19 protein-coding genes and 1 tRNA gene are annotated in these 23190 nt (G+C 28.9%); 15 read left to right on the top strand and 5 right to left on the bottom strand.

The genetic code is table 11. The features are described from left to right. Positions 1–201 precede the first annotated feature (201 nt). From AC2TEO_RS08025 to AC2TEO_RS08010, 4 genes are all read left to right on the top strand, one after another. A complete protein-coding gene (locus tag AC2TEO_RS08025) occupies positions 202–1398 on the top strand; it encodes an IS256 family transposase (RefSeq protein WP_442265948.1) in 1197 nt (398 codons plus the stop codon). A 254-nt stretch (positions 1399–1652) separates the two neighbouring features. After that, complete coding sequence (locus AC2TEO_RS08020; protein WP_442267605.1) at positions 1653–1940, top strand: hypothetical protein; 288 nt, start codon at positions 1653–1655, stop codon at positions 1938–1940. Then, the gene (locus AC2TEO_RS08015; RefSeq protein WP_442267604.1) at positions 1849–2178 is read left to right on the top strand and encodes a hypothetical protein; all 330 of its coding nucleotides are present in this window, start codon (positions 1849–1851) and stop codon (positions 2176–2178) included. Before AC2TEO_RS08020 ends, AC2TEO_RS08015 begins: the two co-directional genes overlap by 92 nt. A gap of 671 nt (positions 2179–2849) precedes the next feature. Continuing rightward, a tRNA-Met gene (locus tag AC2TEO_RS08010) sits at positions 2850–2917 on the top strand. Between the two features lie 142 nt (positions 2918–3059). Here the strand turns inward: AC2TEO_RS08010 and AC2TEO_RS08005 are convergent. The 4 genes from AC2TEO_RS08005 to AC2TEO_RS07990 form a co-directional block, all read right to left on the bottom strand. Then, positions 3060–4487 (bottom strand): S41 family peptidase, encoded by a 1428-nt coding sequence (locus tag AC2TEO_RS08005; protein ID WP_442267603.1) that lies wholly within the window; start codon positions 4485–4487, stop codon positions 3060–3062. Positions 4488–4647: 160 nt separating this feature from the next. Next, on the bottom strand, positions 4648–5301 hold the full coding sequence (locus AC2TEO_RS08000) for an outer membrane beta-barrel protein (protein ID WP_442267602.1): 654 nt from the start codon (positions 5299–5301) through the stop codon (positions 4648–4650). Positions 5302–5773: 472 nt separating this feature from the next. After that, positions 5774–6910, bottom strand: a complete 1137-nt coding sequence (locus AC2TEO_RS07995) for a serine hydrolase domain-containing protein (RefSeq protein ID WP_442267601.1) — start codon at positions 6908–6910, stop codon at positions 5774–5776. Positions 6911–6999: 89 nt separating this feature from the next. Next, on the bottom strand, positions 7000–8235 hold the full coding sequence (locus tag AC2TEO_RS07990; protein ID WP_442267600.1) for a helix-turn-helix domain-containing protein: 1236 nt from the start codon (positions 8233–8235) through the stop codon (positions 7000–7002). A gap of 416 nt (positions 8236–8651) precedes the next feature. Here AC2TEO_RS07990 and AC2TEO_RS07985 point away from each other — a divergent pair, with 416 nt between their 5' ends. From AC2TEO_RS07985 to AC2TEO_RS07935, 11 genes are all read left to right on the top strand, one after another. After that, positions 8652–10169: a pyridoxal phosphate-dependent decarboxylase family protein gene (locus tag AC2TEO_RS07985; RefSeq protein ID WP_442267599.1), complete on the top strand. Its 1518-nt coding sequence runs from the start codon at positions 8652–8654 to the stop codon at positions 10167–10169. Further along, positions 10166–11491 carry a lysine N(6)-hydroxylase/L-ornithine N(5)-oxygenase family protein gene (locus AC2TEO_RS07980; protein WP_442267598.1) on the top strand — a complete coding sequence of 442 codons (1326 nt, stop codon included), beginning with the start codon at positions 10166–10168 and terminating at the stop codon, positions 11489–11491. Before AC2TEO_RS07985 ends, AC2TEO_RS07980 begins: the two co-directional genes overlap by 4 nt. 171 nt (positions 11492–11662) lie before the next feature. Next, positions 11663–12838, top strand: coding sequence for an MFS transporter (locus AC2TEO_RS07975; RefSeq protein ID WP_442267597.1), 1176 nt, complete (start codon positions 11663–11665; stop codon positions 12836–12838). 3 nt (positions 12839–12841) lie between these two features. Next, the gene (locus AC2TEO_RS07970; RefSeq protein ID WP_442267596.1) at positions 12842–15256 is read left to right on the top strand and encodes a GNAT family N-acetyltransferase; all 2415 of its coding nucleotides are present in this window, start codon (positions 12842–12844) and stop codon (positions 15254–15256) included. 2 nt (positions 15257–15258) lie between these two features. Then, entirely contained in the window at positions 15259–15834 is a 576-nt protein-coding gene (locus AC2TEO_RS07965) for a GNAT family N-acetyltransferase (protein WP_442267595.1), read from the top strand. 1 nt (position 15835) lies between these two features. Further along, positions 15836–17653 (top strand): IucA/IucC family protein, encoded by a 1818-nt coding sequence (locus tag AC2TEO_RS07960; protein ID WP_442267594.1) that lies wholly within the window; start codon positions 15836–15838, stop codon positions 17651–17653. Position 17654: 1 nt separating this feature from the next. Beyond that, positions 17655–18236: a nitroreductase family protein gene (locus tag AC2TEO_RS07955; RefSeq protein WP_442267593.1), complete on the top strand. Its 582-nt coding sequence runs from the start codon at positions 17655–17657 to the stop codon at positions 18234–18236. 10 nt (positions 18237–18246) lie between these two features. Beyond that, positions 18247–19347, top strand: a complete 1101-nt coding sequence (locus tag AC2TEO_RS07950) for a heparan-alpha-glucosaminide N-acetyltransferase domain-containing protein (protein WP_442267592.1) — start codon at positions 18247–18249, stop codon at positions 19345–19347. Positions 19348–19349: 2 nt separating this feature from the next. Next, complete coding sequence (locus AC2TEO_RS07945) at positions 19350–20384, top strand: alpha/beta hydrolase (protein WP_442267591.1); 1035 nt, start codon at positions 19350–19352, stop codon at positions 20382–20384. Next, positions 20377–21204: a crotonase/enoyl-CoA hydratase family protein gene (locus AC2TEO_RS07940; protein ID WP_442267590.1), complete on the top strand. Its 828-nt coding sequence runs from the start codon at positions 20377–20379 to the stop codon at positions 21202–21204. Before AC2TEO_RS07945 ends, AC2TEO_RS07940 begins: the two co-directional genes overlap by 8 nt. 20 nt (positions 21205–21224) lie before the next feature. Continuing rightward, a complete protein-coding gene (locus AC2TEO_RS07935) occupies positions 21225–22136 on the top strand; it encodes a sterol desaturase family protein (RefSeq protein WP_442267589.1) in 912 nt (303 codons plus the stop codon). A 1-nt stretch (position 22137) separates the two neighbouring features. Here the strand turns inward: AC2TEO_RS07935 and AC2TEO_RS07930 are convergent, their stop codons facing one another. Continuing rightward, positions 22138–23103: a helix-turn-helix domain-containing protein gene (locus AC2TEO_RS07930; RefSeq protein ID WP_442267588.1), complete on the bottom strand. Its 966-nt coding sequence runs from the start codon at positions 23101–23103 to the stop codon at positions 22138–22140. Positions 23104–23190: the final 87 nt, after the last annotated feature.

The raw sequence follows: 23190 nt of genomic DNA, 5'->3' as shown, positions 1-23190 counted from the left end.
ACATATTATATCGCTTTTGCTCCTTATTAATTTTTTAAAAATTATACTTTAAATACTTTAGAGCAAATAAGGTCCCCCCCCCTTACAGCACTATGTCAAAATAGGTAGTATCTCATAAACTGTGTAAGTTTTAAAAATATCGGGGTTGAATTCAACCCCGATATTTTTTTTAAATAATTAATTTTAAAATTTTACGCAAAGATGAAACCAGAAGATTTATTAAACGATGACTTTTTAAAACAATTCAGTAACGGTTCAGAATTAACTAGTTTTCTAGAAGAGCTTCATAAACGTGGTATAGAAAAGATTCTAGAAGGAGAATTAGATGCTCATTTAGACTATGAAAAACATAAGAAAAGTAGCACTGGGAATGTTCGCAACGGATATTCTAAAAAGAAATTAAAAACCTCACTAGGCGAAACAGAGATACAAGTTCCTAGAGACAGAGAAGGCAGTTTTAACCCTATGCTTGTCAAGAAAAGAGAAAGTACCTCTGATGGAGTTGAGAATATCATCATATCCCTATATGCCAAGGGAATGAGTACTAGTGACATTGAAGATCAAATAAAAGAACTTTACGGTTTTAATATCTCTAGTTCTACTATATCTCGAATTACAGATAAAATCACCAATGATATAATAGCTTGGAAGAATAGACCATTAGAAGCTACTTATTTAATTGTTTGGATGGATGGTATTGTTTTTAAAGTTAGAGAAAACTCTAAGGTTATCAATAAAACCATCTATATGGCAGTAGGCTTAAGAACAGATGGTAAGAAAGAAGTGCTAGGCTTATGGTTGGGTAAAAATGAATCGTCTGCTTTTTGGATGACCGTATTAACCGACATTAAAGCTAGAGGAACTCAGGATATATTGATAACAGCTACCGATAATTTAAATGGCTTTACTGATACTATAAAAACAGTTTTCCCTAATTCTACTACTCAAATATGTGTAGTTCATCAAATTAGAAATTCTTGTAGATATGTCGTGTGGAGAGATAAAAAAGCTTTTACTCTTGACATGAAGCAAATCTACACAGCGCCCACTAAAGAAGCCGCTAAAGCAGCTTTAGAAGACTTTAAAATCAAATGGAACTCAAAGTACTCTTATGCCATAAAAAGCTGGGAAAATAACTGGGATGAACTTACGGTGTTCTTTGACTTCCCTGTTGAAATTAGAACTATAATTTATACCACAAACCTAATCGAAAATCTAAATGGGAAAATTAGAAAATACACCAAAAATAAACTCTCATACCCAACAGATGAAGCTGTAATTAAATCTGTGTTCTTGGCTTTAAGACAGAGTACAAAAAAATGGACAATGCCCGTTAGAAACTGGGGGATTATTCTTAACCAGTTTTTGGCTATATTTGAAGACAGGATTAAGATTTAAAACCTTAACCCTGATATTTTGAACTTACACACTTTTTGGGATAGTGTCTCAAAATACATAGTGTTGTTTGCTCTATTTGTTTTATTCCTTTTAATTTGAAATATGAGTACGTTTCTAAAAATATGTCGAATAAAATCAAATGAAATAAAAAAATTAATGTTGTTAAAATTCAACAATAAAATATAGATTTTTTGAAAAAATAAGTTTACATCTTTATCTTAATGTTTCAAGTTGTTTAGGCTCAGGAAATTAGAATGATTGATAACAAAGGAACTATTAATACAGTTAGAAATAATCAAGTAACAACATCTAATGTTCAGCCAATAAATCCATTAAAAAACGATGTTTGGTTTGATAATACAGATACTAATAATTCGATAACTAAAATATGGGATGGTAATGTTTGGAGAGCTATAGGAATTGAAAGTAAAACCTTAATTCTAAACAGGGATGACGGAAATTTTCCAACAGCAACAAATAACTTTTTTAATCTGCCTCTTAGTACAATACATATACAATTTATTATACCGCGTATTATATAACGTAACTGGGACTGGAGAAGTTACCATTTTAAAAAAAGGAAACTATTTAATTTCTGGTGAATTATCAACTACTAATATGCCAAGTGGGGATATAAAATTTATATTAGCTGTGTTTATAAATGGTGTTAGGCAAGGTTATCTATCTAGAGGTTTTGCTAGTATACCAAATCAAGATTTTTGGGGAACTACAGGAACATTAATGTACCCTTTAAATGATAATGATATTATTAATATATAATACGTTATTAATGCAGGAGGTAGAACACTTAACGCTAATTTCTTAAACATAGGTATTACAAAATTGTAATTATTAAATAGAGGGTAGAAACCCGCCATTAAAACTATAAATTTTAACTGTTTAATTACTAAAATTAAAAAGAAAGCTATCACATTTTACTTATGATGGAAGGAAAGATTTAATAATTTAGATAAAGAATTTAAAATAGAAGATGAATAAAATTCCTAATAACAGAAACTAATTTTACAAAGATTAAAAAAGGTACTTTTAAGCTCTAGTGTTATATAACTCTTTAATTTTAGTACAGATTGATTCAGTAAGAAGTATAACTATAAACCAAAATTGAAGTTAAGAATAGTCTTATTCCTTTTTATTTGGAATATGTTTACATTTGTACTAATTTATCTAATAAAATCATATATTAAAGAGCAATTTTGTTATAAGTTAACAATATAATGTCGAGTTTTTTAAAAAACCTAATAATTATTATGTAAAGTAAATTACGATAAAATTTAGTAATTATCCTACATAAACAATTTTCATATACATAATGTTTTACTATACATAATGTTGTAGTATTACCAGATAATTATTCTATATTTGTTTAATAATAATGTTTAATTTACAGTAAACAATATCGTAAACGATTTTATAAGATTAAAGCATAAAATAGCGAGAAAAAAGGTGATTCTTCGAACTCATAACCCGAAGGTCACAGGTTCGAGTCCTGTTCCCGCTACTAAGCTTGAGCTTTTAAAATCAACGGATTGTTTATGGACAATCCGTTTTTTTATACCTGTATTCATATTCGTTTAGTTTTAATTACTAAGATTATGATTTTCTCATAAAGGCCATATTATTCTTGTTAGACGTTAAAAGCGTTATTTTTTTTCTAACACGCTAATTGCTTTTAATATGTTTTTTTTGTCAATATCTAAATCATTCACGATACTCCTGAAAAAAGCTTGTCTGTCTTTGGGGTAATTTAACTCGTAATCAACTGGAATTCCAATGTTTTCATAAGCTTTACCATTATTATCCATATATATTTCATTTGAAATTGCAAAAGACCAACCATTTGGAAGTGTCTTTTCTAATGCTGTTGACATTGCTCCTGATGTCTTAGAGCCAATTCTTTTTGTATTATCCATTGCCAATGTTGCTATAGAAAAGGCTTCTGCAGCACTTCCTGTTTGTTGAGATGTTAGAATATAAACAGGTTTGTTATATGCATTTTTAGTTCCTTTGATGTATAAAGGGAGTACATTTGTTAGCTCATTACCATTTCTTAATTGTTGGGTTGCTATTTGCAGTTTTTCTTTTGAAATAAATCGACTCAATATCTCAAAACTTACGGCATCTTGACCGCCACCATTGAACCGAACATCTATAACTATAGATTCCATTTCAGAAAGATCTTTCATTATTTTGTCTAATTGTTTAGATATTCCAGCAATTTCTTTTTCAATATAGTTTCCTTCATACATTTTATGAAAAGTTCTCACATAGGCATCTACATATCCTATGTCGTTAATTAATTGTTTTGGGATATTTAAATCTGCAAATAACCACATCGCTTTAACTTGAATAAATCCGATGTTGTCAGTCATTTTTCCCCATTGAATTAACCAAGAATCTTTTGTCATTTCTTGAATCAAATGATGTTCTGCTACCATTTGGGCAACTTGAAAATCTCCATACTCAGGGAGTTGTTTTGATTCAGTTTCTTCTATTTGTTCTGATTTACTTTCTAATAATTTATAAACTTCATCAGTAGCTTCAAGAAAGGCGTGATTATCATTAAGTATTTCTAATGTTTCATTAATTACGTTGTATAGCTCAACATCTGTTGATCTTTTCGTTAACTTTTTCTTTTGCTGATTATATATATTATGCCAATTTATATTATTTAGCTCTAAGAAAGCATAATGTTCTTTAACAGTTTCAGCAAATACTTCAAAATTATAAATAGGATTTTTATTTTTAAGGTCAGTTTGAGTTTTGCATAATTCTATTTGATTACTTTTTGTGAATTTATATGTAATAACTCCTTTCTTTAATTCAAGTGTGTCATTTTTTAAAGTTAATGATTTTTGTAATTCTCTGAAACTCCCTTTTCTACTTGGTAAACAAGAAATATTAGTAACGTCAAAAAAACTATAATTTGTGCTATCTATGATTTGCAAAACCCAACCTGAACCAATTGATTTCCATGTTCCATTTACTGAAAAGTTTTCTTGGTTAGGTTTTTTGTTACAAGAAAAAATAGTGACTAGAATAATAACTATTATTAAAATTTGTTTTTGCATAATTTTGTTTTTCTTTTTAACTACACTTTGTAATTAGTATGTTTTCTTTATAATAGTGATGGCTTGAAACGTAAGTTTGTTAGTTTTTTATTAAGTGTTTTTTGATTTTAATATAGTACTGTCTGAAGAATATTTTATGCCATAGTGTTGGCATCAGCTATTATTTAAGTCTATATCCAATTGTCAAATTTATAGTAAAAGTATCTATGGTTACTTCTCTACCATTTGTAGTATTTTCAGTTTCCCAATTTGCAACTTTTGTAAAATCTAAATAGTAATCTGCTCTCAATCCAAGTTGAAAGTTTGAAGTGTCATATTTTAATCCTCCACCAAAAATTAATCCAAGCGATGTGCGTTTTAACTCATTAATATCTTTAAGGCTTTCAAAATGCGTGCTACTATTTATTAAATAATCAAATCGAGGTCCAAAACTTATAAATGGAGAAATATTCTCTTTTATTTTATACTTGAAATCAATCGTAGTATTAATTGATAAATAATCCAGTGATGGTTTCTCTGTAACTATCTGTCCCGTAAATTCCCCAAATTGGTTGGTAAGTTGAATTTCATCTTTACCACCTTTTCTAATCATTCCAATGTTGCTAGAAAGATTGAAATACTGTTTGTCGAAATAATCTAATCCAACAAATATGGAGTATCCGATTAATGTTTGGGTATAAAAAGAATTGTCATTAATCCCTGATAGTTTCCAATTAAGTTTTGATATCGATGTTCCTCCTTGAATTTTTAAAGTTTGTCCATGTGTAATAACTGTAAAAGTCAATACTATTAATAGTAATCCGGCCTTTTTCATATTTAATTGTTATTTATGTGGGATGTAGTATATGTGTTAGGTTACAATTTTAAATGTTTATAAGAGTTAGTTGTCAACTAAGGCTATCTTTAGTAATTATGACGGATTCAGATTTATTTGAATCCGTCATAATTGTGGTTAAATATCATCTTTGTTTTAATGATTACAGTGTCTCAGACAAATATCTTCAATAATATTATCTCCAATAGTTTTATCAATAGTGTAGCTTAATTGACTTGTATTAAAGCTATGTTCAAATTCGTAGGTAAATTATATACAATACATATAGATATTCTGTTTGAATATCAGTTTTTTAACTTCTTTTAAGTTTAGAAAAGATATAATTGTATATTTTGATAACTTTTTACTTTAATATATGAGGTATTAATTATGGATATATTCTGAATATTTTCATACTGAATGGTTAAAAATGATAATAAAAGACAATAATCGTTTTCATTTTTTCCTTTATTTAATTTTGAATTTTTAATTCAATTAAAAAATTAGTAGCCATTGGGACTATTGTTTCATGATATTCCTCTACATTAATTAAAACTAAAACACCTATTTCATTACTTTTATCTATAAAAAGTATTGATGAAAAACCTCCTGTGCCACCATCATGTTGTAATAAAGAAAAGTCTTCATGATCACTAATTCCCCACCCTAAACCTACATGCTGATCTGTTTCTTTTTTAAATGTTTTTTGTTGTGGTAGATTGTAGATGGCGTCATTTTCAAAGTTTTTACGAATAAATTTTTCCATATCACTAACAGAAGATTTTATTGAGCCAGTTGCCGTTATGATTTCAGCGAAATTCCAATACGATTTAATATTTCCATTAATATCTCTTGGTTCTACTAACCTAGAAGCATCAACGTTATTTAGTAATGTTGTACTACTATTCATACCTAATGGATTAAAAATAAGATCTTGTAATAGCTCTTCGTAAGTTGTATTTCGTTTTCTAGCTAAAGAGTATCCTAAAATACCTGTTGCGATATTAGAATATTCATAAACAGTACCACTAGGGTTATTAAGAACTACATGGTTTTGTAAATAACTTTTCAAATTTTCGTAAGTATAAATTGCATAGGGATCTTCTGGATTAAAGCCTACAATTTCACTTATATTGTTTGGTAATCGAGGTATGCCAGATGTATGATTTGCCATTTGCTTAAAAGTAACATCTCCACCAGCTAATACAGGAAAGTCAAATTGCTGTTGTAAAGTTTCAGATAAACTAACTTCATTACTATGTATCATACTTGATAGACTTATACTAGTAAATACTTTGGTGATTGAGCCAATTTCAAATATACTATTTGTATTGTCTTTTACCTTTAACTCATCATTCTCTCTAATAACTCCAATATATTCGGTTTTATCTCCTTTAATTAGCGCGATAGCTACTTGGGCTCCTTCAGGTAAATTTGATAGTTTACTTTCTAAAATATCAACGTACTTTTGATTACTAATTTCATCTGATAACGATGAATCTGAAATAGGTTCGCTTTTATCACAATTTACAAGTAATAAAATCATAAATATTGTAAAAAGTACAATTGTTTGGTAAGTTGTGTTTTTTTCTTTTTTTGAAATTTCCATTACTATAGATTTTTAATTTTTCTACAGCAAAACTCTATAAAAGATGTAAGTAAGAGGTTTTAAAAAGACCGAATCGTACAAATTGAAACCTATTTATGTATACTTTTATAAGCATTTGGAGTCATACCTGTAATTTTTTTAAATGAATTATGAAATGTTGTTTTAGAAGAAAAGCCACATTCAAGACCTATAGCTAATAAGCTATAGTTTTCAAACTCTTTGTTTAAAATAATCTTTTTCACATCTTCTACTCTATATCGATTGATATAGGTAGTAAAATTACTCCCTGTTTCAGAATTGATAATTTGAGAAAAATAGTTAGGGCTAATGCCTAGCATTTTAGCTACTTTATTTCTGTCTAATGTATTATCTCTATATATTTTTTCATTTAAACAAAGATCTTCTAATCTTTTGAAATAAATATTTTCTTTTGATAAGGTTGAAGTATATTCATTAGTTTTGAATTCTTGTTTATGTGATTCTATGTTTAAATTAGTTATAGTCACTTTTAAATCTTCTTTATTATTTGTTTCATTGTTGTGAGGTTTTGGTAGCGAAGATTTTTCTTTTATGTTTTCAAATTTATTAGCGTTAAAAAATTTATTGGTAAGTAGAGCTCTAATTTTTTCCCTGTCGCTTTTTAATTTCAATTTATAAACTCCAGAATAAGCAATCCAATGAATAAACAGCGTTCCAAATAGTGCTATTAATTGTATTATACTTGCTGTCAAATCAACTACGAATGGACTTATAACGAATAAAAGCATTACCATTACTAATAAAAAAACTTCAAATTTCCATAACTTTAATAACCATTGTTTTTCTTCTTTATAAATAGAAAGTTTTATGTATTTGTATGTTTTAATTAAACAATACGGAATAAAAGAAAGAGTAATAATATATAATAAACCAATTAAAAGAAATGCTAATAACATATTGGTTTCATTTAGATCTTTAAAATCATTAAAGAAATAATTAAAAAAAGCCAATACTATTACAATAAAAGCTGTGGGTATAAACAGCCATAATAATTTTTTAGAATTTCTTTGAGGCGATTTTACCTGATGAATTACAAAAAGTAATATAAAAGTTGGAAATAGTAATAGAGCGTCTAATGTTTCTATGACTTTAAGGTAAGGAAACAGTTTATATGAATTAGAAATTTCTAATATTATATCTAACAAAACCCATGATGCAGAAAAAAGAGCATAAGCAAGAAACTTGTTAGATTTACTTTTAAAAAAAGGTGATTTTAAAAGTAAAAAACCAATAATCATTCCTTGAAATATAGCAATACTGAAAAGTATTATTTTTATTAATAACATTAGTGAAATTGAATATATGATTATGTGTTTATATTATACTTTTTCCCTTAGTTAGGAGCCTTTTCCAATTATATAAAAAGTTTAAAGCAATTTTTTACAAAAGTAAATATTAAAAATTAGTTTATTGTTCATCACAAATTGCTATTATTAAATGATTAATTTTTGTTTACCAATTTTAACTAAGTTTTTTTTAGTGTCTTATACTTTGTATTAAGAGATGTTTCTTTTGTAATAATTAATAAACCTTTAAAAAAGCTTTAGAACAATAAAATTTAAAAGGAATAATTGTAAAACCTTTTCCTGTAGAGTTAGAATATTTGTAGTTCATAATCACGTCTTTTTTAATCCTTAATTCGTCACTAATTTTTTTAAATCTATAAATAATTTTGCATCATTATTAAGACTAAATAAAAATAATGTTTGTAAATGAAGCTCCTCCTTTTAAAGAATTATCATTAAATAATTACTTGTTTAACGATGAATCTTTACAGTTATATGAAGATTATGTTTCAAAGACTTTAGGTTATATTCAGAAGTTTTTAGGCACAAGAAAATTCTACAAAGGAGACAACCTCGAAGAAATTCATGAGAATAAATTAAAAGCTCGATTAGTTGATATTGATGATTCAAAATCAATTGATAAAGCTTTGCAAGAACTTAATGATTTATATATAAATCATGCAATACGTTTTCATAATCCAAATTATGTAGCGCATTTAAATTGTCCAATTACATTACCGTCTATTATTGCAGAACTTATAGCAACAACAGTAAATACAGCTGTAGAAACTTGGGATCAAAGTACTTCGGCAACGTTTATAGAGCAAGAAGTAATTCGTTGGATTTGTAATGAGTTCCGTTTTAATACAAACTCAGACGGAGTATTTACAAGTGGAGGAACACAATCGAATTTTATGGCGCTGTTAATGGCAAGAGATCATTACGCTTTCGAGAATTATGGAATCAATATTAAGCAAAACGGATGGTCTGAAGAAGTAAATAAATTCAAGATTTTCTGTTCTGAGAAATCACATTTCAGTATTCAAAAAAATGCAGCTTTATTAGGTTTAGGTTACGATGCTGTAATTCCTATTAAAGTAGATGAAAAAATGCGAATGGATACTGAAGCTTTATATGTAGCTATTGAGAAAACCAAGCAAGAAGGAAATATTCCTATTGCAGTTGTTGCTACATTAGGAACTACGGATTACGGAAGTTTTGATCCATTACAAACTATAGGGAAAATTGCGAAAGAGCAAAACATGTGGTTGCATGTAGATGGCGCATATGGTGGATGTTACATTTTAACTGAAACACATAAACATCATTTTAAAGGAATGGAAATGGTAGATTCTGTAACTGTCGATTTTCACAAAACGTTATTCCAACCTGTAAGTTGTAGTGCTTTTTTAGTAAAGAATAAGCAACATTTTCAATATGTGTCGTATTACGCAGATTATTTAAATCCGCTAGAAAATAAAGACAAAGAGCGGCCGAATTTAATTGAAAAATCAATTCAAACAACTAGAAGATTCGACGCTTTAAAAGTGTGGTTAACCTTAAAAACTTTAGGAACAAAAACTATTGCTTCATACTTAGAGGAAGTACACGATTTGGCAAAACAAGTGTACATGCATTTAAATGAGAATTCGAATTTTGAATTAGCTCATGTTCCAGAATTAAGTACTGTTGTTTTCCGTTATAAAAATTCTGAAGCAGCACACGAACCTACTCACGATGATGTGAATTTATACATTAAGAACAAACTATATACATCAGGAAAAGCTTCTGTAGCAAGTACAAAGTTAAACGGAAATATCTATTTAAAATTTACACTTCTTAATCCTAAAAACACAATAGAAAACCTATTAAATATTGTGAAAATGATTGAAGAAACAGGAAAACAATATCAACCAAAAACCGAATTATTATGAGTAAGCATGTAGCAGATTTTATAGCAGTTGGAGTAGGACCTTTTAATTTAGGTTTGGCTTGTTTAACTGAGCCGATAGAAAATTTGAATGGTATTTTTTTAGATAAAAAAGAAAAGTTCGATTGGCATCCAGGAATGTTGTTAGAAGATACCACATTACAAATTCCTTTTATGGCAGATTTGGTAACATTAGCCGATCCTACAAATGAATTTAGTTTTTTAAATTATATCAAACAGAAAGGAAGAATGTATTCTTTTTACATTCGAGAAAACTTTTTGTTACTAAGAAATGAATACAATCAGTATTGTCAATGGGCTATTAGCAAACTAAAAAATATTCATTTTAATACAGATGTAACTCATATCGATTATGATGAGAAAGAGAAAGTTTATGTAGTTACAGCAAGATGTACAAAAACACAAGAAATAAAAATTTATAAAGCTAAAAAGTTAGTTTTAGGAACTGGAACTCCACCTTATATTCCAGAATGTTGTAAAAAACTAAAAGGAAAAGCTGTTCATTCTTCAACATATTTAGATCATAAAGAAAGTTTACAAAAACAAAAGAAAATTACGGTTTTAGGAAGCGGGCAAAGTGCTGCTGAAATTTTTCACGATCTATTACTAGAAGCAGATACAATTGGTTATGAATTGAATTGGATTACACGATCTCCAAGATTCTTTCCTTTAGAATATTCTAAGTTGACATTAGAAATGACATCTCCAGAATATGTAGATTATTTTTATGATTTACCTAGTGAAAAAAGAGACGATTTAATTAAAAATCAGAAACATTTATACAAAGGAATAAACAGTGATTTAATAGCTGCAATTCACGATACTTTATATACGAAACGAGTAGTTGCAGAAGATAAGTTGAAAGTTTCTTTAAGAACAAATACTGAACTTATTGAAACTAAACTGCAAGACAATACAGTTCAATTAGAATTACATCAAATTGAACAGAATAAATACTTCCAACACAAAACTGAAGGTTTGGTTTTGGCAACAGGATATTCATACCAATTACCAGAATTTGTAAATGGAATTTCAGATCGAATTCAATGGGACGCAAAAGAGCGTTTTGATGTAGCACGTAATTATAGTGTAGATAAAAATGGTAACGAAATTTTTGTGCAAAATGCAGAATTACATACTCATGGTTTTGTAACTCCAGATTTAGGAATGGCAGCCTACAGAAACTCATACATCATTAAAGAAATGACAGGAGTAGAATATTACCCTATCGAGAGTAAAATTGCTTTTCAACAGTTTGGTGTGAGTCAAGAAGAAGAAATCATGAAGAGCGTAATGAGTCACTAACTATAAATTATAGATGTCAGTTCGAGTATTTTTTTCTGAAGATTGAGTGGAGTCGAAATCAGAAGTAAAAATGTATCGAGAACAATTAGTGAAAATGAATACTTCTAGTGAAATTATTCGTAATACAATGGAGAATAATTTCACTAGAAGTGATAGTAAAGATTGAAACAAATGAAATTAAAAAACTTTTTGATTTTAATGACTTTAGTTGCTGTCGTCAGTGATTATTTGTTACATCCTTTTTACCCACAATTTTTTGAATTACGTTTTGGTGTAAAAGATCCAGAAATGGTTGGTTATTACTTCGCTGCTATTTGCTTCATGGTAATGATTGCTTTTCCTTTTTGGGCTTATGTGTCTAAGAAAGTTTCAGAGTTAAATATATTGGTTTATACTCAGTTTATAGCTGGGATTTTAGCTTTGTATTGCTTTTATACCAGTTCTTATCTTCTGTTTTGGATTGTCTCATTAATTATGATTTTATTTAAAGGAAGTTATCTTTTAGTATATCCTTATATTTTAAAAATAATTACAAAAGAAGAACATCCAAAAACTATTGGATTATTGTCAGTTGTTGTTCATTTGGGCGGAATTTTAGGCGCAGTAATTGGAGGGTTAACAGTAGATTTAATTGATCCTAGAAATATCTTTTTAATCATGGCCGCTGGAGATTTTATCCAGATGGGAATGAGCGGATATTTATTAAAAAGCGATAAGTATGCAACTGGATTAATCGTTTCAGAAGAAGTTAAGACAGAAAAGAAATTAATTCCTAAAGGTTTCATTTTGAAATTGGGATTAATAACACTGATTTTATATTTCAGTGATTTCTTAATCAGACCGTTTTTTTCACTGTATTGGGAAAGTTTTTCAGCTTATAAAACTAAATTCATATCAGGAACTATCTACGCGATTCCTGGCTTTGTAGCTTTAATTACACTATTGATTAACAACAAAAGAAAAACTCAAAATGGTTATAAAGGAATTGTAAATGCATTAGCTATCGCTTTAATCGGACTCTTTTTACAAGGAATTCCTTCTGATGCTTTTGTAATCATTGGAAGAATAATTTACGGATGGGCAATTTTCCAAGGAGTTGTAAAATTTGATATTCTTTTATTCGAATTAAGTACGCCAGATTCTTATGCATTAGATTACAGTAAAATTCATTTTTTTCAAAATTTAGGAGTATTAATAGCTTCATTAAGTGTAGGTGTTGTTGTAGATAAGTTTAGTTTACAAATTCCATTTACCATTGCCTTAGTTGGGTTTGTTATTACTCTCGTTTTATACTTCTTCGTATTTAAATCAGTAAGAATAACTCATAAAGAACTAGCTAAAACTTAAGTTATGAGTAAGAAAAAAATAATTTTTAAAAAGACATATAATTCAATCGGTCAAATTAACATAAGACCTTTTGATATAAAAATTGATAGTGAGTTTTTACATTCTTGGGTAACAAAAGAGTATGCCTTTTTTTGGGGAATGCAAGATGCTACTTTAAAGGATGTAAAAAGAGAATATAAAAAATTGACAAAACCAGAACATTATGATGTTTTTGTAGGAGAATATAATAATGAGCCTGCTTTTGTACTAGAACGTTACGATCCTAAACAAGATATTGTGGGAGAGTTTTATAACGCTAAACATAATGATTGTGGTGTACATATTATTGTAGCTCCACCAACGAAAAGTAAAACACCAAATTTTACTTGGTTTATGTTTAGAGCAATCATGGATTTCATCTTTTCTAATGATTCTGTTTATCGAATATTAGTAGAGCCAGATATTCGAAATAAAAAGATGTTTGCGCTTTGTGAGCGTATAGGTTTTCAACTTGGTGACATCATCGAATTACCACACAAAACTGCTCAATTAGCTTTTTTAACAAAGCAAAATTATCAGCAAAAAATAAAAACACTTTTACCTTCAAAAAGAAGTAGTATGAATACTATAGATAATGTGGTTTCTCCACAACAATCAACACAACATATACAACCAAAAGTTTGGCAACAAGCCAATCGATTATTAATAAAAAAAGCCTTATGTGAGTTTTCACACGAGTTACTAATACAGCCAGAAATCATTTCTAATTTAGATAAGGGATTTCATCATTATAAAGTTTACGGCGATCAGAAAGAAATTCGATATGAATTTTATGGAAAACCAATGGCTATGAATCATTTTTTAATTGATGAATTTTCAATTAAAAAGTTTGAGAATGATAAAGAAGTATCTTTAGATGCTATTTTTTTCATTAAAGAATTTAGAAAAGCTTTAGGTATTGCAGATGAAAAAATGCCTGTATACTTAGAGGAAATTATTAGTACTTTATACGGAAGTGCTTATAAAATCACTAAAGGAAACCCTACTGCTAAAGAATTGGCTACAGCAGATTTTCAAACCATAGAGCAGTCCATGACTGAAGGTCATCCTGGTTTTGTAGCAAATAATGGAAGGATAGGTTTCGATAGTACAGATTATCGTTCGTATGCGCCAGAAGCAGGAAACTCTTTTTCATTATTATGGTTAGCTGGTCATAAAAGTAAAGCTGTTTATTCTGCGTTAGAAAGTTTGCCTTACGAAAAATTGATTCAGCAAGAATTAGATGCAACGACTATTGTTAAATTTAATAATACAATTTTAGAAAAAGGATATCAACCAGAAGATTATCTATTCATTCCGATTCATCCATGGCAATGGTTTAACAAGCTCGCAAACATTTTTGCACCAGAAGTAGCTAAAGGAGATTTAATTTGCTTAGGATATAGTCCAGATCAATATTTAGCACAGCAATCAATTCGTACATTATTTAATATAACTAATCCCCAAAAATTCTACACCAAATCTGCCTTATCAATCTTAAATATGGGCTTCATGAGAGGTTTACCACTATATTATCTTGGAACAGCTCCTAAGATGGCAGTTTGGTTGGAGAATTTATTGTACAACGATTCTTTTATAAAAGAAAACGGATTCAGAATGTTAAGTGAGATAGGATCCGTAAGTTATGTAAATCCTTATTTTGAAGAGTTTGGACCACATAACGATTATAACAAAATGTTAGCATCATTGTGGAGAGAAAGTCCGTACTCAGTTGTAACAAAAAATCAAAAGCCAATAACTATGGCGGCTTTACTCCACATTGATCATCATGGAAATGCTTTATTACCAGAAATTATAAAAGATTCAGGAATTTCAATCGACGATTGGATTAGAAAATATTTAAAAGCATATTTAAGTCCGATGTTGCATTGTTTCTACTATTATGATTTGGTGTTTATGCCTCATGGAGAAAATATTATTTTAGTTTTAGAACATAATATTCCAGTGTATGTTTTATTAAAAGACATCACAGAAGAGGCTTGTATTTTAAGTGAAGATATAGAATTACCAGAGCACTTAAAACGTATGTATGCTCCTGTACCAGAAGATGTAAAATTACTTTCAATCTTCACAGATATGTTTGATGGATTTTTTAGATTCTTAGCTCCGATTTTATTTGAACATGCACACTATTCAGAAGAACGTTTCTGGGAATTAGTGGCAGAAAATGTAACAGAATATCAATTACATTTTCCAGAATTAGAAGAAAAATTTAAAAAGTACGACATGTTTGCCGATGATTTTAAATTATCATGTTTAAACAGATTACAATTAAATAATCATAAACAAATGATTGATTTAGATGATCCTGTAGCGTTACTTCAATTTGCAGGCGATTTAGAAAATCCAATAGCACAATTCAAAACACAAACTGTATAGAAATGATTTCAACTACTACAGTAATTTTTTCGAAAGATATTCCTGATGTAGGAAAAATGAGCATTCGTCCTATCAATTTGGAAGAGGATATCAATTTTCTTTATGAGTGGGTAACAAAACCATATGCAAAGTATTGGGGAATGTTAGGTCAAACCTTAGCGGAAATAAAACAAGCTTATCAAGAAATAGAAGAGAATAAAAATCACCATACTTTTATTGGTTTATTAAATGAAGTTCCAATCTTTCTTATGGAACGTTACAAAGCTTCGGAAGATGAAATCTCAAATCATTATAATGCTTTGTTAGATGATTATGGAATGCACATTTTGGTAGCTCCAGTTGAGAAAAGAATTCCACAATTTACATGGCATGTGTTTTCTACAGTTATGGAATATTTTTTCAGCTTACCTTTTGTAGAAAGGGTAGTAGTTGAACCGGATAAGAACAATGAAAAAATTCATGTATTAAACAAAAAAGCAGGTTTCATTTATGAAAAGGATATAGAATTATCACATAAAATAGCTTCACTAGCTTTTTGTACAAGAGAATCATTTCAAAAAGCCATAAATAAGATATAAAATGTCACAATATATAGCACATTTACAGCCTCATATTTGGAAGATTGTAAATCGTAACTTAATTAAAAAAGCAATCAGTGAATTTGCTCATGAGCTTATTATAAAGCCAAGTTTTATAAAGGAAAAAGGTGAATATTCAGTTTATGAAATTAAAACTGATTGTGAGAGATTCAAGTATCAATTTGAAGCTAAAAAGAACTTTTTAGATCATTGGAGTATTTATAAAAATAGTATCATAAAAAATGATGCAAAAGGAAATAATTTAGATTTAGATGCAATTCATTTTATCACAGAATTTAAATTTACTTTAGGAATTCCAGATAAGTTTTTAGCCACCTATTTAGAAGAAATAACAAGCACTCTTTTTGGCGCGGCCTACAAACTATCAAACGAAAAATATTCAGCAACAGAACTTGCGACTCAAAATTTTCAAGAAATAGAACATGCAATGACAGAAGGTCATCCTTGTTTTGTAGCAAATAACGGAAGGATAGGTTTTAATACCAACGACTATCATTTATATGCTCCGGAAGCAAACACACCATTTAAAATTTTATGGTTAGCTGTTCATAAAAACTATGCAACTTACACCGCTGTAAAAGGTTTTGAATATGAAAGTTTATTAAATAATGAACTAGGAAAGAAAAAAGTATATGAGTTCAACCAAATTTTAAAAGAAGTTAATGTAAAAACTGAAGACTATCTTTTAATGCCTGTTCATCCTTGGCAATGGACCAACAAAATCACCCATGTTTTTGCAGCTGATATCGCCAAGAAAAACATTGTTTTAGTTGGTGAAAGTGATGATTTTTATTCAGCACAGCAATCCCTCAGAACATTATTTAATAGAACTAATCCAGAAAAGTTGTATACAAAAGGAGCTTTGTCGATTTTAAATATGGGATTTATGCGTGGTTTATCGCCTTATTATATGCAAAGTACGCCACCAATCACAACTTGGATAACCGATTTACTTGCTGAAGATGAATACTTAACTAATAATGGATTTACCATGTTAGGTGAAGTTGCAACTATTGGTTATCAGAATCATTATTATGAAGTTTTAGGAAAAACAAATCCGCATAATAAAATGCTATCTGCATTGTGGAGAGAAAGTCCGTTTACTAAAATTAGTTCCAATCAAAGAGTGTTAACAATGGCTGCACTATTACATATAGATGCAGAAGATAATTCTCTTTTAGCAGGATTAATTGATAAATCTCCGTACGGAACTACAACTTGGATTCAATGTTATTTAAAAGCATATTTAGCACCATTACTCCATTGTTTTTACAAATATGAGTTTGTTTTTATGCCTCACGGAGAAAACTTAATATTAGTTTTAGAAGAAGATACTCCAGTTTATGTTTTGATGAAAGACATCACAGAAGAGGTAATTGTTTTCAATAAAGAAATGAATTTACCAGAGCATGTTGATAGATTGTACACAGAGACTTCAAATAAAATGAAAGTTTTATCAATTTTCACAGATGTATTTGATTGTTTTTTCAGATTCTTAGGAGAACAATTAGAACTTCATGTCAACTTTTCTGAATATAACTTCTGGCAATTGGTAGCAGATTGTATTTATGAATATCAAGAGCAACATCCGGAGTTTATGGATAAGTATGAGTGTTACGATTTATTTGTTGATGAATTTGATCGATGTTGTTTAAATAGACTCCAATTAGGAAATACTAAGCAAATGCTGAATTTAGCTGATCCTATTGAAAGTTTAAAACTCGTAGGAACCCTTGAAAATCCATTGGCGAAATTCAAAAAAGAAACAAAATCAAAACCATCTTTAGAAACGATATAGTATGACTTTTGAAGCGGTTACTAAGCTGATTAAAGATAGAAGATCAACATATGCATACGATTTTTCTGAAGAACAATTGTCTAAAGAAACTATTGAAAATATTGTGTCGAATGGATTATGGGCACCAACTCATAAATTAACGCAACCTTGGCGATTTGTGGTTTTAGAAGGAAATCACAAATTAGCATTAGGTGAGTTTATGGCAAAATATTATCGAGAACTATATACTGAAGAAGAATTTTCTACAGAGCGTTTTCAATCTACAAAGCAATATGCGAAAAATGCTACACTGTTAGGTGTAATTTTTCAACCTACTAAAAGAGCACAACTTCCAGAATGGGAAGAAATTGCAGCAATTTCCTGTGCAGTTCAAAATATGTGGTTAAGTTGTACTGCTGCGAATATCGGTTGTTACTGGGATACAGCTTCAGCAACTATGGAATACGGAAAAAGAATTCCTTTAGAAGAAGGAGAACAGTTTCTAGGAATCTTATTCATGGGAAAATTGAAAGAAAATATTGCATTGGGCAATAGAAGAAGAAAACCATTGTCTAAAAAATTGACTTGGGATTTTAAAAATTAAATCAGATTAAATGAAAAAACAAAATAGAGTAAGAGGAGTTGATTTCGTTAGAGGCTTTAGTGTTTTGATGATGATACCTGTACATGTAATGATGCTTTATTCAAGTATGGAAACTTGGGAAAATACTGTTACTGGTAATTTTGTACAATTACTAGAAAGAGGTTCTCCTATATTTCTTATAGTAATGGGAATTTCTTTTGCCTTTTCTAGAAATGCAAATAGAAATGGTATTTTAAGGAAAGCTTTATTAATTATTGCTTTGGGTTATGTCTTAAATTTTCTAAGATTCATTGTGCCTTTATTACTTTTTGGAGGTTTTCCAGAAAGCTTTGTAGAAGCTAGTGGTTTAGCACTTAATGCTCCAGATAGAATGTGGAATTATTTTTTAAAAGGAGATATGTTTCAATTGGTAGGGATTTCATTATTCTTAATCGGACTTTCTTTTAAATTTCTAATTAAAAATAAATATGTATTAATCATTCTAGCTTTAATAATCATGTGGCTGTCTAAAGTTGTAAGTGGCTTTCAACTTGGAGTTCCTGGAATCGATTACATATTAAATTTACTATGGGGTAATAATTTTGATGTTTATTTTCCATTATTTCCTTGGTTATCTTTCATTTTAGTAGGCTTATATTTTGGTTTAAGCTATCAAGATAAACCAGAAGACGCTAATCAATCTTTATTTAAACCGATGCTATATTTCGGAATAGTTTTTTTAATCATTGGTAAATTACTTTGTGATTATAATTACGAATATCATTTCGGAGATTATTATCATTTAGGTCCTGGAGGAAGTATGGGATTAATGGGGATTTTATTAGTATTATTTTGGGTCTATTATCGAATAGAATTATTACTTCCGAAAGAAAATTATATCAGTAAATTATTATTCTATTGCAGTAAAAATGTCACACCTTTTTATATTCTTCAATGGGTTTTAATTTATTGGTTACTGCCTTTAGCAAATTTTTCTCATTACAATGAACCAATCACACTACTGATCATTTTCGGTATCAATTTAGGAACATTCTTATTGTTGTATATCTATAATTCATATGTTATTCCTAAGAGAAAAAAGAAAGCAAGATTAATTCACCAAACAGTTTAGTAATGAGGTTTATAATTTTCTTATGTGTTGCTTTTTTGCAATACAGTATTCTTGCTCAAGCTAAACTAGCAGGAAGTTATGGATTAGATCCTACGGTTCAACAATTTTTAGAAGTTATTCATTCTTATGATGGTCCGCCAATTCATGAACTGCCTATTAACATTGCCAGAAACGCAATGGAAAATATGCAAAGAGATAGTTCAATTTCTTACAGCAAAGTAACTTTTGAAAAACATTCGTTTGAGCTTCGTAATAAAAACGTTAATGTTATAATTACTAAACCTATAAATAATAAGGAGTTATTACCTGTATTAATGTATTTTCATGGTGGAGGTTGGGCTTATAATAGTTTTGAAACCCATAAGCGTTTAATGTCTGATATTTCAGATAAAGCTAAAGCGGCGGTAGTTTTTGTTGAATATTCTAAAACACCAGAAATAAAGTATCCAGTTGCAAATGAAGAAGCTTATCTAGCAACATTATACATCAGTAAATTTGGAAAAAATTTAGGTTTAAATTCTAATAAAATTATTGTAGGAGGTGATAGTGCTGGCGGAAACATGGCAACTGTAATTGCTTTAATGACAAAGAAAAGAAAAGAATTTAAGTTAAGCGGACAAGTACTATTATATCCGGTTACTGATACTAATTTAAATACAGCATCTTATCATCAATTTTCAAAGGGACATTATTTATCTAGAGAAACAATGCAATGGTTTTTTGAAGTTTATACTCCAGATGTGAAAACTCACAATCTATCAACTGTAGCACCTTTAAAAGCAACTATAGAAGAGTTAAAAGAACTTCCAAAAACATTATTAATAACTGCAGAATACGATGTGTTACGAGACGAAGGAGAAGCTTATGCTAAGAAGTTGCGTATGGCAAATGTTCAAGTAATCTCTACAAGATATGGAGGGACTATTCATGATTTTATTGTGTTAAATGCCCTTAAAGATACACAAGCATCTATGGCTGCTTTAGAACAAATATGTAGTTTTTTAAAGGAAAGTTTTAAAATAAAAAAGAATGATTAAGACTTATAAAAATTTTGAAGTTGCTTATTATCCAGAGTATGAAATGATGTTTTGGAAAATTGCAACCACTGGTATTCCAAACTTTTCAATAGAAGTTTTAAAAGAATTTCAAGATTTATCTAAAGATATTCATATAATGTTTTCAGATAATAAGTATCCATTAAAGTACTTAGTTTCTGCTTCTTCTCATAAAGAAGTATATAATATGGGAGGAGATTTACCTTTTTTCTATAAAAATATTCAAGAAAATAATAGAGACGCACTTACAGAATATGCTAATCTGTGTATTGATGCTGTTTATAATATACAAAATACATTTGGGCTCCCTGTCCTAAGTATAGCCTTGGTGAATGGGAATGCCTATGGAGGTGGTTTTGAATGTGTAATGGCACATGATATTATTGTTGCTAATGAAGAGGCACGGTTTTGTCTACCAGAAAATAAGTTTCATCTCTTTCCAGGAATGGGAGCTTATAGCTTTTTGTGTAGAAAGATTAGCCTTTCATCTGCAATGGAAATTTTATATAGTGGAGATGTATACAAAGCAAAAGAACTAAAACAAAAAGGATTAATAAATATGACTTTTGATGATAATTGTTCAGAAATAGATGCTGTAATCAACTATATCTCTAAAAACAGTTTCAATTTTATTTATAATCATTACAAGTGTATAAAAAAAATATTTCCTCTTCAAAAGAAAGAACTATATGACATAACAAGTATGTGGGTAGAAGCTTGTATGAACATGGAAAAAGAAAGTTTAAGAAGAATGGAATTAATTATTAAAGCGCAACTGCGAAAAGAAAAACAACTTAAATAATACGAAAGGAAACGATAATTATGAATTTATCATCAATAGAGAATATAATGCAACAATTACAGCATATGAGTGTAATTGTTTTAGTGTTGATGTTATTAGAATTAGGAATACTTTTTCTAACTAATTACATTGAAAAGAAAAGGGAAGGTATAGTAAGTATTCTTTCTTATTTAATTCAAAGTATCCCATATTTCTTATTGGCTAAAATTTTTATTGTGGGAAGTATGTTTTGGCTATACGAACATAAATTATTCAATTTAGATTTTAGTTGGTATAATTGGATTTTGGCGTATTTATTATACGATTTCACAGTGTTTTTTATTCATTTTTTAGGCCATAAAGTTAGAGTTTTATGGTGTATTCATGGCGTGCATCATACAGCAGAAGAAATGAATTTAACAGTAGTTGCAAGAGGGTCTATTTTTGATGTATTTTTTACTCCTTTTAATTTTATTTGGTTGCCTATTCTTGGATTTCATCCTTTTATGATTTTTGTTATAGAGCCTGTTGCAAGATTATATGCAACTTTAACGCATATCAATGAAAAATATGTTTGGAAACATAAATGGTTAGAAAAAATTCTTGTAACTCCATCTGTACATCGTGTACATCATGCTAGAAATCATGTGTATTTAGATAGAAATTATGGCGAAACATTTAGTATTTGGGATCGTTTATTTAAAACCTTTCAGAAAGAAATAAAAGAAGAAAAAATAGAGTATGGCGTAATGCATGATACGTTAAATAGTGAGAGTTTTTGGCATGTTCAGTTTTTACTTTGGAAAGAATTATGGATAGACATTAAAAATGCACCTACTCTTCTAGATAAAATAAAATACATTTTTATGCCGCCAGGCTGGAATCATATTGATGGAGGAAAAAAAGCAAGGTATTATAGAGAAAAAGCTAAGAAAGAAAAAAGCATAGCTTAAATTATTGTTCTTTATTTCGAAATTGTTTAGGAGTTATTTTTTCAATTTTTTTAAAAGCCGCAGAGAAATGAGTTGGATTTTTATACCCAACAAGTTCTGCGATTTCATAAATAGGTTTAGTATTATTTATTAATAAATTTTTAGCTTCTTTCATACGTTCTTGAAGAGCAAATTCGAATATGGTAATTCCAAAAGTTTTCTTAAACTCTTTTTTTAAGAGGAACTCATTTAAAAATACCTTCTTAGATAATTCATTAACAGAATACTGCATGTGTAAATTGTTTGTAATTAAATCTCTAACAAGATATATTTTCTTCAAAGTTGTAGAATTATTAATGCCTTTGTTTTGATTATCAAATTGGAGTATTAATAATTCTAAAGCTTTAGATTCTAAAAATAAACGTTTTAATAATCCCGATTTATTATCTGATACGATTTCATATATGATATTTTCTGTCTTATAATCCAATTGATTTGTGAAATTCTCACGAAGATTTTCTACAGCATAGTTTTCATGTATCGGAAAAGAAGATGATAAACTATGCTTCTTTATAAATTCGTGAGACATTTTAATAACAATTTCTTTAATTGTTATATTTTTTGGATAAGCGATATATCCGTTTGTTTTATTAATAAATGAAATACAACTTTCCATTTCTTCTTGAATTAATTCAATCTTAGGATTAGGAACAAAAAGTTTTTTTTCGCCTTTTAATAATACAGAATACACTAAAGAATCTATTTCATAGAAACCTTTAAATTTGATTGGTTTTTTAAATATAAATTCTCTTTTTCGAACCATTAAGCCTTCAAAATTCCATGAGATTACTTCACCTACTCCGAATTCATTTTTAAGACTGTATTTCTTTGTAGTTAAACCACAATGATCATTTATTTCTTTTAATTCAAGAATTTCATCTAAAACATATTCATTAGTCGTATCAACTATTATATTAATAGTATCCATAGTTCGTCATTTTTTATCCCAGTTACGTCATTTTAAAGCCTATTACTGTATATAATTTTGTACTCGAATAATAACTTGCTTTATTAT

It is taken from the genome of Tenacibaculum aquaeponti (assembly GCF_057221555.1).
Note: the sequence above shows the minus strand (reverse complement) of the source record. Positions and strands in the feature narration are given on the sequence as shown.

Excerpts from the sequence above, each read along its gene's own strand:
- AC2TEO_RS08025 (WP_442265948.1), top strand. The coding sequence starts at position 202 with ATGAAACCAGAAGATTTATTAAACGATGACTTTTTAAAACAATTCAGT.
- AC2TEO_RS08020 (WP_442267605.1), top strand. The coding sequence starts at position 1,653 with ATGATTGATAACAAAGGAACTATTAATACAGTTAGAAATAATCAAGTA.
- AC2TEO_RS08015 (WP_442267604.1), top strand. The coding sequence starts at position 1,849 with ATGACGGAAATTTTCCAACAGCAACAAATAACTTTTTTAATCTGCCTC.
- AC2TEO_RS08005 (WP_442267603.1), bottom strand. The coding sequence starts at position 4,487 with ATGCAAAAACAAATTTTAATAATAGTTATTATTCTAGTCACTATTTTT.
- AC2TEO_RS08000 (WP_442267602.1), bottom strand. The coding sequence starts at position 5,301 with ATGAAAAAGGCCGGATTACTATTAATAGTATTGACTTTTACAGTTATT.
- AC2TEO_RS07995 (WP_442267601.1), bottom strand. The coding sequence starts at position 6,910 with ATGGAAATTTCAAAAAAAGAAAAAAACACAACTTACCAAACAATTGTA.
- AC2TEO_RS07990 (WP_442267600.1), bottom strand. The coding sequence starts at position 8,235 with ATGTTATTAATAAAAATAATACTTTTCAGTATTGCTATATTTCAAGGA.
- AC2TEO_RS07985 (WP_442267599.1), top strand. The coding sequence starts at position 8,652 with ATGTTTGTAAATGAAGCTCCTCCTTTTAAAGAATTATCATTAAATAAT.
- AC2TEO_RS07980 (WP_442267598.1), top strand. The coding sequence starts at position 10,166 with ATGAGTAAGCATGTAGCAGATTTTATAGCAGTTGGAGTAGGACCTTTT.
- AC2TEO_RS07975 (WP_442267597.1), top strand. The coding sequence starts at position 11,663 with ATGAAATTAAAAAACTTTTTGATTTTAATGACTTTAGTTGCTGTCGTC.
- AC2TEO_RS07970 (WP_442267596.1), top strand. The coding sequence starts at position 12,842 with ATGAGTAAGAAAAAAATAATTTTTAAAAAGACATATAATTCAATCGGT.
- AC2TEO_RS07965 (WP_442267595.1), top strand. The coding sequence starts at position 15,259 with ATGATTTCAACTACTACAGTAATTTTTTCGAAAGATATTCCTGATGTA.
- AC2TEO_RS07960 (WP_442267594.1), top strand. The coding sequence starts at position 15,836 with ATGTCACAATATATAGCACATTTACAGCCTCATATTTGGAAGATTGTA.
- AC2TEO_RS07955 (WP_442267593.1), top strand. The coding sequence starts at position 17,655 with ATGACTTTTGAAGCGGTTACTAAGCTGATTAAAGATAGAAGATCAACA.
- AC2TEO_RS07950 (WP_442267592.1), top strand. The coding sequence starts at position 18,247 with ATGAAAAAACAAAATAGAGTAAGAGGAGTTGATTTCGTTAGAGGCTTT.
- AC2TEO_RS07945 (WP_442267591.1), top strand. The coding sequence starts at position 19,350 with ATGAGGTTTATAATTTTCTTATGTGTTGCTTTTTTGCAATACAGTATT.
- AC2TEO_RS07940 (WP_442267590.1), top strand. The coding sequence starts at position 20,377 with ATGATTAAGACTTATAAAAATTTTGAAGTTGCTTATTATCCAGAGTAT.
- AC2TEO_RS07935 (WP_442267589.1), top strand. The coding sequence starts at position 21,225 with ATGAATTTATCATCAATAGAGAATATAATGCAACAATTACAGCATATG.
- AC2TEO_RS07930 (WP_442267588.1), bottom strand. The coding sequence starts at position 23,103 with ATGGATACTATTAATATAATAGTTGATACGACTAATGAATATGTTTTA.